11 protein-coding genes are annotated in these 13,293 nt (G+C 33.7%); 2 read left to right on the top strand and 9 right to left on the bottom strand.

Annotated elements, in window-relative coordinates:
* Positions 1-2: 2 nt before the first annotated feature.
* Both BOW55_RS21325 and BOW55_RS10510 read right to left on the bottom strand, forming a co-directional pair.
* Entirely contained in the window at positions 3-203 is a 201-nt protein-coding gene (locus BOW55_RS21325; RefSeq protein WP_241686533.1) for a hypothetical protein, read from the bottom strand.
* A gap of 186 nt (positions 204-389) precedes the next feature.
* Positions 390-1,697 (bottom strand): HAMP domain-containing sensor histidine kinase, encoded by a 1,308-nt coding sequence (locus tag BOW55_RS10510; protein ID WP_241686532.1) that lies wholly within the window; start codon positions 1,695-1,697, stop codon positions 390-392.
* A 722-nt stretch (positions 1,698-2,419) separates the two neighbouring features.
* On the opposite strand from BOW55_RS10510, the gene BOW55_RS10505 reads away from it, so the two are divergent.
* Positions 2,420-3,832: an APC family permease gene (locus BOW55_RS10505; RefSeq protein WP_129024092.1), complete on the top strand. Its 1,413-nt coding sequence runs from the start codon at positions 2,420-2,422 to the stop codon at positions 3,830-3,832.
* Positions 3,833-3,946: 114 nt separating this feature from the next.
* Here the strand turns inward: BOW55_RS10505 and BOW55_RS10500 are convergent, their stop codons facing one another.
* From BOW55_RS10500 to dinB, 6 genes are all read right to left on the bottom strand, one after another.
* Positions 3,947-4,348, bottom strand: a complete 402-nt coding sequence (locus BOW55_RS10500; protein WP_129024091.1) for an MFS transporter — start codon at positions 4,346-4,348, stop codon at positions 3,947-3,949.
* Between the two features lie 142 nt (positions 4,349-4,490).
* Positions 4,491-4,952: a DUF1810 domain-containing protein gene (locus BOW55_RS10495; protein WP_129024090.1), complete on the bottom strand. Its 462-nt coding sequence runs from the start codon at positions 4,950-4,952 to the stop codon at positions 4,491-4,493.
* 155 nt (positions 4,953-5,107) lie between these two features.
* The gene (locus BOW55_RS10490; RefSeq protein ID WP_129024089.1) at positions 5,108-5,734 is read right to left on the bottom strand and encodes an alpha-ketoglutarate-dependent dioxygenase AlkB; all 627 of its coding nucleotides are present in this window, start codon (positions 5,732-5,734) and stop codon (positions 5,108-5,110) included.
* Between the two features lie 24 nt (positions 5,735-5,758).
* Positions 5,759-7,138: an exonuclease domain-containing protein gene (locus BOW55_RS10485; protein ID WP_129024088.1), complete on the bottom strand. Its 1,380-nt coding sequence runs from the start codon at positions 7,136-7,138 to the stop codon at positions 5,759-5,761.
* Positions 7,139-7,258: 120 nt separating this feature from the next.
* Positions 7,259-10,312 (bottom strand): DNA polymerase III subunit alpha, encoded by a 3,054-nt coding sequence (locus tag BOW55_RS10480; protein WP_129024087.1) that lies wholly within the window; start codon positions 10,310-10,312, stop codon positions 7,259-7,261.
* Entirely contained in the window at positions 10,312-11,493 is a 1,182-nt protein-coding gene (gene dinB, locus BOW55_RS10475; protein WP_129024086.1) for a DNA polymerase IV, read from the bottom strand. Before dinB ends, BOW55_RS10480 begins: the two co-directional genes overlap by 1 nt.
* Before the next feature lie 89 nt (positions 11,494-11,582).
* Between dinB and BOW55_RS10470 the strand changes: the two genes are divergently transcribed.
* Positions 11,583-12,356: a LexA family transcriptional regulator gene (locus BOW55_RS10470; protein ID WP_129024085.1), complete on the top strand. Its 774-nt coding sequence runs from the start codon at positions 11,583-11,585 to the stop codon at positions 12,354-12,356.
* 124 nt (positions 12,357-12,480) lie between these two features.
* Here BOW55_RS10470 and BOW55_RS10465 read toward each other — a convergent pair whose 3' ends face one another.
* Positions 12,481-13,242, bottom strand: a complete 762-nt coding sequence (locus BOW55_RS10465) for a phosphatase PAP2 family protein (RefSeq protein WP_129024084.1) — start codon at positions 13,240-13,242, stop codon at positions 12,481-12,483.
* Between the last annotated feature and the right edge of the window lie 51 nt (positions 13,243-13,293).

The raw sequence follows: 13,293 nt of genomic DNA, 5'->3' as shown, positions 1-13,293 counted from the left end.
ACCTAATAAGGAGTTGAATAGATTTTTGTTTTAAATTCTTCAATCGAAAGAGGTTTACTTAAAAAATCAGTTATATACTTACTATTCTTGATTTCTTCAATTTCATTAGTATCCAATGTTGATGAAAGTACATAAATTTTAATCTCTTTTTTAAAATCTTCACTTTGTTTGTGAAACTCATTTAAAAATTCAAAACCATTCATTATAGGCATTTGAATGTCTAATAATATGATTAAAGAATGATGTTTTTTTTGTTATTGGTAAGCCATATAATTCCCTCCCTACCGTTATTAGTGATGCTTAACTCAGTTATGTTAAACACTTTTTTTAGTAGTTGCTTTATAACAATTTGGTCGATCAAATTATCTTCAATTAATAAGAATTCTGGTTTATGCGCCATATGCGTTTGGAATAGTTACAATAAATTTGCTTCCTATATTGCTTTTTGAGGATACAGATATGTTTCCTTTGATATTTTCAACGGCTTCTTTTACGATGTAAAGTCCCAGCCCTGATCCTTTGTTTTTGTTAGTTCCGAAATACATTTCAAAAATATGATCTCTAAATTCCTCTTTAATGCCAATTCCATTATCAGATATTTCTATTTTATGAAAACCGCCGTCAAAGTAAGTTTTTATAGAGATAAGCATTTCTTGTTTACTGTTGTCGGCGTATTTTATTGCATTTGAGAGTAAATTACTAATGATTATTCTCAAGCGTAAACGATCACTTTGAATTTGATCAAGTAATAATTCTTTGGTGAAAATTATCTTATTGGCGTTTTCAATATGCATTAATTGAGCGATTGCTTCATCAAACAATTCTTTTAGATTTACAGGTTCTATTATAGTTTGTATTCTTTTGTTTTTAGAGTAGTCTATAATATCGCTGATAAATTGATCTTGCTTACAAAGGCTCTGATGCATTAAATTTAAATAATCTTTAATTTGGTCTACGTCATCTTCAAGTTGTGTAATTTGGATAAGACCTTTTAAGGATGTTATAGGAGATCTTAGGTCGTGTGATGCGCTGTACACAAATCGATCGAGTTCATGGTTAACTAGTATTAGATTTTCATTTTTGATTTCAATTTCTTTTTTTGAAACAATTAATCGTTTTACCATTATAGAATAATAAAGAGAAACGCTGCAAATAATTATTAATATAAAAATGATATTGATAATGATGAGAAGATCTTTTATAGTACGAGTTCCTTCGCCTAATGTGTTAGAAAAGTTTCGTTCGTTGATCGTAAGTTTGTCACTGATATTGCTGATTTGTTGAAGAAATTTTTGTTGATCAGCATCAGTTAGTTGGTCGCATTTTATTTTTGAATCTATTTGTTGACCAATAATGAATAATTGATTGATTAATTTGTCTCCTTGTTCCCATTCATGAATTGCTTTTGCTAAAAATGGAACTTCTTTAAAATTAACAAACAACCAGATAAGATCATCTAAATCTTCTTCGTTATTTCGACCTGTAAGAAGACCTTTTCGAGCTGCTGCATTGTCGCCTGCTTTTAAAAGTGTTATTCTGGCGATCCCGTCACCTTGAGGAACTTTTAGCTCTTCTAAATATAAATTCCATTGGTTTTGATCTTTAGTATAGAGATAGGTGAGAAGGTGGCGAGAAGCATCTTTTTGACCTTTTGAATAATGGGATTCGCCATTTACATAAGCTCTATTTGCAGACAATATTTTGATTGTGAAAAAATTAATAAATATTAGTAACGCACACGAAAGAAACACAAATAACAAAAGAACAAAAACATTTGGGGAACGTAGTTTTTTGAAAAAATGACCTTTAGACATGGTTTTCAGATTAGTAGGTTAATAATTTTTATTTCTGCCTTTAAAGTATTTTTTAAGCTTTTCGTTTTGCTTCAATAATATGTTTAAGATGATTATTTGCTGGATGGTTTAAATGATAAACAATTGTTAATAAAATTTGTGGTATTTTAAGAAAAATTAAAACCTCTATCAAAATTAATAAAAAAACGATTGGGTTTTACAATTAACCTATTTTCTTTTTAGATTAAATTTTTATATAGACTATTGTTTAATTATTTGATTATTAATTGTTTGTGATTATGTGGTTTGGCTGTAATGTTGTTTTTTATTCTTTTTAAAGGAATAAGACAAGACTTTGTTGGTTAGAAGATATCTATATAAAAGATGTTTTTATTTAGTTTTTGTTTAATGTGTTTTTGTTTTTTTTTAAGCAATTAACATTTGTAATAAGAAGTAATTCTAAATATATTTTACTAAAAACAGTTATGCTTTTTACCTTTAAGAAGATTAAATATGAAGTAGTAATTTTAATTTTTTGAATTAGAGTTTTGAATTTTAAAAATTAGAAAGTGAAATTATAAGATTTCGGAAAAAAGTATATCTTTAACCAACCAAAAACCAAAAAAATGCAAGAAAACGACCAAGAAAATTTTAAAAGAGAACTCGGATTATTAGATGGAACCATGCTTGTGGTTGGTTCTATGATTGGATCTGGAATATTTATTGTAAGTGCTGATATCGCCAGACAAGTAGGTTCAGCAGGATGGCTCACCCTAATTTGGTTAATTTCAGGATTAATAACTGTTATTGCCGCTGTAAGTTATGGAGAATTAAGCGCAATGTTTCCAAAAGCCGGAGGACAATATGTGTATCTAAAAGAAGCATACAATAAGTTAATTGCATTTTTGTACGGCTGGAGTTTCTTTGCAGTAATTCAAACTGGTACAATTGCCGCCGTTGGAGTTGCTTTTTCAAAATTTGCTGCCTATTTGTACGAACCCTTTAGCGATGAAAATATATTGTACGAGATAGGTGCTTTTAAGCTCAATGCAGCGCAGTTAGTCTCAATATTTACCATAATTTTATTGACATATATTAATAGTCGAGGAGTAAAAAACGGTAAAATTCTACAAACCGTTTTAACAATTATCAAGATTTTATCGTTATTAGGATTAATTATTTTTGGATTAACGCTTGCGGCAAAAGCTTCTGTATGGGACGCTAACTGGGCTGACGCCTGGAATACACGTTCGTTTGACAAAGAAAGCGGTTCTTGGTTACCAATTGGAGGTACGGCTTTAATTACTGGAATTTCGGCAGCAATGGTTGGTTCTTTATTTTCGAGTGATGCATGGAACGGAGTTACTTTTATTGCCGGCGAAATTAAAAATCCAAAACGTAATGTTGGTTTCAGTTTATTTTTAGGAACTTTTATTGTTACAATTATTTACGTTCTTACAAATATTATGTATTTGGCAGTAATTCCGCTTGATGAAATCGCGACAGCAAAATCTGATCGTGTGGCGGTTGTAGCATCACAATATATTTTTGGAAATATAGGGACTTTGATTATTGCAATAATGATTATGATTTCGACTTTTGCCTGCAATAACGGATTAATTATGGCTGGCGCAAGAGTTTATTATACAATGGCAAACGATGGTTTGTTTTTTAAAAAAGCTGCCGTTTTAAATAGTTCAAGCGTACCCGCTTGGGCACTTTGGGCCCAGTGTATCTGGGCTTCCGCTTTATGTCTTACAGGTAAATATGGTGATTTGTTAGATTTTGTAATCATCATTGTTTTGATTTTTTATATTCTAACGATTTATGGAATTTTTATCTTACGCAAGAAAATGCCAAATATCGAAAGACCTTATAAAGCGTTTGGATATCCTTTTTTACCAATGTTGTATATAATAATTGCAACAGCAATTTGTATATCATTGCTTGTTGTAAAATTTTCAACTTGCGGTTGGGGCGTATTGATTATGCTTACAGGAATTCCGGTTTATTATCTAACAAAATCAAAAGAAGTTTAGTACCAGCTTGGAGCAAAAAGTAATATCTAGATAAAAAAAACGCCTTATTCATAAGGCGTTTTTTCGTTATAATTAAAATATATTAAATTTCCACGAAGAAAATTTTTATGAAGTTTAACTCAAATCATTATTAATTCTTTCCTCAGTAGGTCTTAAAAAAATCAAATATATTATAATAAGTATCCCAAATAATATAAAATCAGGTTTTAAAAATAATATTAGAAAAGCAGCACCTTCTAGAACTGCCCATCGCATTATAGAAGCACTTTGATAGACAGGCAATTTGTCTTCCGTTTTTAATTTTGGATCGATTTGTTTTAATTGTGATTTAAACAAAAATGTACTTAAAACGAAAGCCAAAACAGGGATACAAACATATACAATTGACGATGAATCTATAGTGGGGACATTTTTTAATTTTTCAATTGAAAGTTCTCCTAAAAAGAAATAAGCAAGGATTGTTCCTGCACAAACAGCAAGATGAATAATTTGCAGGGTTTTGATTTTTTCGGTCATGGTTTAGTTTTTTGAGAGTACAATATAAAACTAAAAAATCTGCGGACAATAAAAAAATAGTGAGCTGCTAATCTTGGATCATAAAAAAAGACACTGCTTAGAAAAACAGTGTCTTTTGATGTCAAATAATCTATTGAGGCTGTTATACAACAGCGGCTTCGACAGAAGATTTTATAGTTGAATTAATAATAGAAATAGTAAGCGGGTCTGATTCTCCCGAGAAAAAAGCATCTAATATTTCTTGAAATATCGGATTTGTATTTTCAGTCATAGAAAAAAGCGTCATAGACGAACGTAATTTTCGAGCATCTAAATCCCCAAAAATTCCATCAGCTGACTTTCTTTTAAAAGTTAATAACAGCTCTGAAATCTCAATAAGATGTTTTCCTAAAATAGGATGATCCAAAAAATCTGAGGCTTCTTTTAAATCGGCAATTGCATAAAGATTTGCTGTATCGCTTTTACCTAATCCTTTAACCTGCGGAAAAATGAACCACATCCAGTGAGTTTCTTTCTTTCCTTTTTTAATTTCTGAAAGTGCGGTAAGATAAAGTTTATTCTGCGCATCTAAAAAGCGCGCTAAATCATTGTTTGAATATGCCATTTGTGGTATTGTATTTAAAAAAGGGTTGCAAAAGTACTAAAAAAGAAAGGGTCTGCCTAATAAAAGGTGCACGTAGTGAGTAATTTAACTTTTTTTTGCAGAATTTTCCTCATCGTTATTGAGTAAGAAAAAGCTCATTTAGAGTTGTTTATACATTATATGCTTCGTTTAGTTTGTCTAAAAGTCAAATTTATTCTGGGTAAAACAGGCCGTGCTGTTTTGGGAACCTGATGCTGCCAAAAACTATTTGTAGTTCCAGACATTAATAAAAAAGAACCGTGATGCAGCGGAATTTCGACCTGTGGAATTTCCTTGCTGTACTTATGTCGGAGTCTGAACATTCTCGTTTCTCCAAAAGTTACCGAAGCAATAACCGGATTAGGTCCTGTGTTATGTTCTTTGTCGCTGTGCCATCCTACACCGTCATTTCCATTTCGGTACAAATTTAAAAGGAGGCTGTTAAAATCAAGCTGCGTTTCTCTTTCAACGAGTCCTCGAATAGTTAATAAATCATAAGTCCAATCAGGTCCATTTAGATCAGCTCCGGGGTTATCTTTGTCTTCATACCAAGAAATCATTCGGGGAACAGTATACGTTTTATCATAAATTTCCATTTCATATTCTCTCCATTTGGTCTTGCGAAGTATTCTTTCATATAAACGATCGGATTCTTCTTTACTAAAGAAATTATCTATAAGAATAAGTTCTGAGTCAGGAATGTCAAATATTTTTTTGCCTTCCAAACCAGTCGCAAATAATTCGGTGTCGTTAAATAGTGTCATAACTTAAATTTTCTAAGTTCAGGCTTAATTCTGAAAATGCTTATTGAAGAATACTTTTCGAGGATATTTTTCTGCGAAAGCAAAAATCAATTGTTCTATATATTGATTGCTCTTGTAAGTCGTAACATAGTTTTTTACTTCTTCAGGATCATGAATCGAAATATCTGATGGAATATAACCCATTCCGTAAAAATGACCGTTTTCAATCCAAATACAACTGCGTTCCTCTTTTGATCTTCCTTTGTCTATAATAGCAAAAGAAGGTCTGTTGTTCAATAAAAAATCAATAGCATTATCAACTTGTTCGTTATGAAACAAAACATCAGGCAGATTTCTGACGTCATTATTTTGCGGAAGTTCTCCTTCTTCGGGTCTGGAATATTTGCAGAATCTTTGATCAATTTCAAATTGTGCAGACAGATCTCGGAGTAGATTTATAGCGTTATGCATGCTGTTAAATTCATGAATGCAAGTTTGAAATTTACTCAGTTTTCCAACGGCTAAATATTTGTAACCGTTTCGTGCTTCATATTGATAAATGCCAAATTTTGCTTCAAAACGTTTTAATGCTCTATTATAGGTTGGCCAAAGCTGTTTTATTTCGGTGCATTCTAACAAAAGTGCCATTAATTCGGTAGCGCAGATTTCAAAGGAAATTCCGTGAATATCTCTCAAGAAATGCTGTCTTTGAGAATTGATGTTATTACCGCTAAAGTGCGATGCCACACGTTTTTTTACATTGATAGCTTTTCCAACATAAATCACTTTTTTTGCCTGATTATAAAAATAATATACACCTGGTTTTTCAGGTAAATTATTAAAATCATCAGGAGGAAGGTTAGGAGGTAAGCGCTGATCTTGAGCCGTTTTTTTGATCATATTCTCGATTTCTCCCGCATCATCCCATTCTAACAGAAGAGAGAATAATACAGCAGTCGCATCTGCATCTCCACCAGCTCGGTGTCTGTTTTCTAGAGATATATTTAAAGAATTGCAAAGATTTCCTAAACTGTAAGAACCTAAACCCGGCTTGATTTTTCTTGCTGCACGAACTGTACAAAGTTTTTGTGCTGACCATTTAAAACCCGCTTGCTCCAGCTGATGGTGAATAAATGAATAATCGAAGTTTACATTATGAGCAACAAAAATGCGATCGGTAAGCATTTCCAATACTTTCTCTGAAATATCATCAAAAATAGGTGCGTTCGCCACCATTTCGTTATTAATACCCGTTAATCCAAAAATAGAAAGAGGGATATCCTGTTCTGGATTTACAAGAGTTTCATAACGATCCAACACTTTTGTACCATCATGAATAATAATGGCAATTTCTGTAATGCGGCTGCCACTGGCATTTCCGCCTGTGGTTTCAATATCGACTATAGCATATTCCGTATTTTTCATCTTTATATAACGTAAGTTCTTCTTTAGTTATTTTTTAGTGTTCAGTGTTCAGAATTTAGTGTTCAGTTAGATACTGTGATTGTGACCGAGAACTGAACACTAAATTCTGAACACTGATTACTAAAACTTCATCCTATGTCTCGGCAAATTAATTTCATGATCCGATGGATAAGGCTTTCTATGTGTTAGGCTTATATCTTCTTTAATTTGGTTTTGTGTTTTATATTGGTCTTTAGCATCCATATAACGAGGATCTGGAATAAAAGGCATTTTTGCCATTTTAGTAATGGTGATCGTTGGAAAATGATAATCAACCTCAACATTTCCTAATAATAAATAGCATCCGCCTCCCTGAAACGGATATTTTTCTAAGCTGTCAGGAAAATGTGCCGTATCAAAATAAGTACCTTCATGATCAATCCAGGTTCCAAAATACATAGTTCCTTTTTTTGTAGGGACGTGTTTTCTAGAAATTAAATACGCCAGCATTCGAACTTGTCTTTTATGATATTTGACTAAATCTTTAGCCATAATATCGCCGCGATGTTTGGTTTGCAAAATGTCAAAAACCGTACACGAAACAGGAAAACTCAACAATTCGATTTCGTCAAAAGCATCTTCAAAAACAGAACGCTCCAAAGTAGGAAGTTTGTATTCTTTAACAGGTTCCTGTAAAAGTTTTAAATTTCTGTTTTCAGGTTTAAAATTGTTCAAGAGCAAACTAGCAATAACCAAAAGCTGGTTTTTAGTTTTTCCTGTAAAACGAAAAGCACCTATGAAAATCAGAATTTTAATATTTTCAATCCCTATTGGAATACGATTGATGAAATCTTCTAAAGAAATATAATCACCATTTTTATTTCGGTCTTCTTCAATTAAATGTGCCGTTTTCGATTCTAAACTTTGAATGTGCATAAAACCGAGGTAAATATCCGTGCCATATAAAGTAGTCTGATATTCGCTTTTATTCACGCACGGATTATGAATCGTTCCGCCAGACATTCGTGCTTCATGTACATACACTTCCGTTCTGTAAAATCCGCCCTGATTATTGATTACCGCAGTCATAAACTCAATAGGATAATACACTTTGAGATATAAACTCTGATAACTTTCAACAGCATAAGAAGCCGAATGTGCTTTGCAGAAAGAATACCCCGCAAATGATTCAATCTGACGGTATATTTCCTGACTTAAACCAACTGGATGTCCTTTTTGAGCACAGCAGGCAAAGAAATTATCTTTTACTTTTTGTAAAGCTTCTAGAGATCTTCCTTTCCCAGACATGGCACGACGAAGAATATCACCGTCAGCAGCGGGAAGTCCGCCGTAATGTAAAGCGATTTTGATAACATCTTCCTGATAGACCATAATACCGTAGGTCTCGCCAAGTTGTTCTTTGAAAACTTTATGGAAATATTCAAACTGATTTGGATTATTATGACGAAAAATATATTCCTTCATCATTCCCGATTGTGCAACGCCGGGACGAATAATAGACGAAGCAGCAACCAGAATTTTATAATTATCACAATTCAATCGACGTAATAAACCGCGCATCGCCGGACTTTCGATATAAAAACACCCAATCGTTTTTCCCTGTGCCAGATAAACATTACACAAAGCCTCATCTTTAGAAATCGAAGTATTACGAATGTCAACTTTTATCCCTCGGTTTTTAGCAATCAGCTTTACGCTGTCATCAATATGCCCAATGCCTCGCTGACTAAGAATATCGAATTTTTCAAAACCAATTTCTTCTGCAATATGCATGTCAAAAAGCACGATTGGAAATCCTTTTGGAGGCATTTCTAAAGGTGTGTAATTCGTAATTGGCTCTTCAGAAATCAGAATTCCGCACGCATGCATACTGCGTTGGTTTGGATATTTTTCGAGCAGCATTCCGTATTGCTGAACCAGTTTTACAATTTTATTGGTTTCATGCAAAGCCATTGGATTTTTAGCCAGCATATCAAGTTCTTCTTTCGGAAGCCCAAAAACTTTTCCAACTTCCCTAAATATAGATCGGTATTTAAATTCAACATTCGTACCGCAGAAAGCAACATGATTTTTACCATATTTTCCGAAGATATATTCCAAAATTATATTGCGTTCTTGCCAGCTCCAGTCAATGTCAAAATCAGGCGGCGTTTTACGGTTGAGGTTTAAGAACCGTTCAAAGTACAAATCCAGTTCGATAGGGCAGATATCGGTAATTCCGAGACAATACGCAATGATGCTGTTGGCACCGCTTCCGCGTCCAATGTGCATAAAACCTTGACTATTACTGTACTGAATAATATCCCAAGTAATTAAAAAATAACCGCTGAATTCTAATTCATCAATCACTTTTAATTCTTTTGCTACACGCGCTTTTGCTTCTAAATTATCTTTAGCATAACGATTTTTAAATCCTTCCCAAGCCAAATCAGTAAGTTTTTCTAAATCTTCCTGACGGCTTTTGGTATAGAATCTTTTATTTTTTGGAGTTTCAAAATCATATTCGAAATTACAGGAATCAATGATTTTTTGTGTATTGCTTATAATTTCAGGATATTTTTCATAGAAAGGTAAAAGAGATTCTACCGGTTGCATGATATCCGAAACTTTGCAGTAATCGGCTTCTGTAAGTTTTGATAAAATAATATTAGTGTCAATTGCCCGAAGGATTTTATGCAGATTGTATTCTGTTTTGGTTCTAAAAATTACAGGTTGTAAAACTACCATTTGAGCAATTTTACTTTTGTGTTCTGATGTAAAAAGCCTCGAAATTTCTTCAGGACGAATACCGATAAATTCATTCTTGCGAAGTACTTTCGGAGCATTTTCTAAAGTATAAATCACAAAAACCGATTTAAATTCGGGTGCAGTCAAAGGCAGGTTTTCTCCGCTGAAATTATGTTCGGTTAAAAAACGATTCATTTCAGCTAAACCTTCTGTATTTTGAGCCAAACCAATAAATCGGAATTGATGATGGCAGCGAAATTCTATTCCTACTAAAGGTTTGATTCCGTTTTCCTGACAAGCTTTTATAAAATCATAAATGCCTGTTACGGTATTAATATCTGTTAATGCCATTGCTTTTATACCAAATGAAACGGCTTGGCTGATCAATTCCTTAAGCGGAATTGTGCCGTAACGTAATGAATGGTATGAATGACAATTAAGATACATTATTTGTTGCGTTTTAAAATTTCGTCTTTAGTGTTTGGTTTAAAGTGAGCTCCTGCACAGCGCATTACGGCATCAAATCCATAACGTTTTTTCATTTTATCCATCGCTTCATAAAGCGAAAGCATTTCTTGAGTGTCCTCAAAAAGATCAATTTGATAAGTACCGCGCACCAATCCGCTGAAGCGAACGCCAATCAAGCGCAATCGCATACGACGCTGATACACTTTCTCGAAAAGTTCGGTTACATTTTTAGTCAGAATATGATCGGCTGAAGTATAAGCTACTCGGCATTGTTTGGTTTCGGTATCAAAATTGGCATAACGTATTTTAACCGTAACTGTTGAAGTAAGCCATTGTTCCGCACGAAGCTGAAAAGCCAGTTTTTCGACCATTCCTAATAATATTCTTCGCAGTTTTGCAAGATCGATAGTGTCCTGTGAAAAAGTTGTTTCGGTCGAAATTGATTTTCTTTCCGTATAAGGTTCAACGGGAGTATGATCAATTCCGTGTGCTTTTTTCCAAAGTTCCAAACCATTTTTACCAATCATCTGCTGTAAAACCTCAGCAGGCATTTCGGCCAAAGTCTGAATTTTACGAACGCCGATTCTAGACAGAAGTTGAAAAGTAACTGCACCAACCATTGGGATTTTCTGAATCGATAACGGATTTAAAAAGTTTTGTACTTCCTGTTCCAGAATTTGAAGATTTCCTACAGGTTTGCCTTCTCCAGTTGCAATTTTAGAAACGGTTTTATTGATGGATAATGAAAAACTAATAGGCAATCCAGTTTCTTTAATGACCTTTTGAGCCAATTCATTTGTCCATTTATAACTTCCGTGAAATTTATCCATTCCGGTAATATCCAGATAAAATTCGTCGATACTTGCTTTTTCTAAAACAGGTGCTTTTTCCTGAAGAATTTCAGTAACATCGTGTGATAATTGAGAATATAATTCCATGTCGCCTTTCATCACTTTTGCATCTGGGCAAAGTTTTAGTGCCATTCGGATAGGCATGGCAGAGCGTACTCCAAATTTACGGGCTTCATACGAACAAGAGGCCACAACACCGCGATCTCCGCCACCTATAATAAGTGGAATATCATTGAGTTCAGAGTTGGTGCGTCTTTCACAGGATACAAAAAAGGTATCCAAATCCATATGTACAATTGCCCTTGCCATTTTCCTTTTTGTTTTTGTATGGAACAAAATTAGCACAGATAAGAACATTTTTTTATATATTTGCTGTTCCAAATTATAACAAATTAATTATGTCTTTATTTTCAGATAACATCAGAGCATTGAGGGTTAAGCATAAAATATCGCAGGAGAAATTAGCTGGAAACCTTAGTATTACAAGAGGAAGATACGTGAAATACGAAGATGGAACTTCGGAAGCACCGTATGATATTTTAAAGAAAATCGCCTTGTTTTTTCATACAAGTATCGATTTATTATTGTCGGTCGATATTCGGAAAATAAACATCGAAAATTTGATCAAACTTGAGGGCAACCGACTTATTTTACCCATTCAGGTTGATAATTTTGGCGAAAATTATATCGAAATTGTATCTCAAAAAGCAAAAGCAGGATACCTCAACGGATATGCTGATCCAGAATATATTGAAAGTTTGCAACAGGTTTCACTTCCGTTTTTAGGACCTGGCAAACATAGAGGTTTTCCTGTAGAAGGCGATTCAATGCCTCCGCACGAAGCAGGTTCGATAATTATTGGGCGTTATGTCGAAAGGTTAGGAGAGGTGATGGATGGAAAAACCTATATTCTTATTACTAAAAGTGAAGGAATGGTGTATAAGCGTCTCAATAAAAACAAAAAGAATAGTTTGGTTTTAGAATCAGACAACAGTTTTTACCCGAATTATGAAGTGAAAGCTTCTGATATTTTGGAGATTTGGGAATACGAATGTAATATCGGTCGTTCAGACAAAAAACAAGAAACAACGGAAACTGGCGCAATGAAAGATTTGCTTTTAGAATTGAAACGTGAAGTTCGAGAGATTAAGAATAATACTTCGAATACGTAAAAAGAAAAATAAGGAAACGAGTTTTTTATTTTTAAATCCGAATGTCAGTCTGAGCGAAGTCGAAGACCTTTTGTGTTATAAAGCCCTTCGACTTCGCTCAGGGTGACATAGAGAAATAAAAAATCTAAAAAACCTTCGCAAAACCCAAACCATATTGCTGCCCGTTATAAAAAGGCATTATCATAGAGGTTGATTTATTTTCAGATGACGATTTGAATAATTTTTTAGTGATATACGGATTTATCCAATACGCAATTTTGGTGCTCAAAATCCCGATTCCGGCTCCGGCAGCGACATCTGTCAACCAATGACGATTGTTGTAAATTCTAAATAATCCCGTTCCAGTTGCAACAGCATAACCTGCAATTCCGTACCAAATTGATTTGTCTTTGTATTCCTGCCATAAAAATTCGGCTCCGGCAAAAGCAGTTGCAGTATGTCCGGAAGGAAAGGAGTTGTTCGAACTTCCGTCTGGCCTTTCTTCGTGTGTAATCGATTTTAAACCTAAAACCGTTGTCGCCATAATAGCATATGAAGTCACAAATATAACAGAACGATCCCGCATATTATTTTTACCTTTCACACCAAAAGCGTTCAAAGCATAAACTGATGCCGCAGGTGCATATTGCGAGAAATCATCAATGGTGATTTTGTTATCAATATCTTCAGTAACTTCTTTTTTAATTTGCGAATTAAAACTCAGCAACTGATCGCTTTCAAGTCCAATAACACCGTACCCAATTAATACACCAGGAATAATCAATTGTTTGTAATTGAATTTTAGCTGATGTGAAGTACTGTCAATTTTTGTGATCGAATCATTTTGCTGTGCATTCGCAGAAAATAATCCGAATAGGAATAGCAGAAGAATAGCTTTGCAGGACATCGTTATTTTTGTTTTTGATGCAATAATAACGAATGTCGAATCGAAGTATTT

Origin of the sequence: Flavobacterium sp. YO12 (genome assembly GCF_004119495.1) — a bacterium.
Lineage (GTDB): Bacteria > Bacteroidota > Bacteroidia > Flavobacteriales > Flavobacteriaceae > Flavobacterium.
The sequence above is the reverse complement of the archived record's forward strand: the minus strand, read 5'-3'. Positions and strand labels throughout refer to the sequence as shown.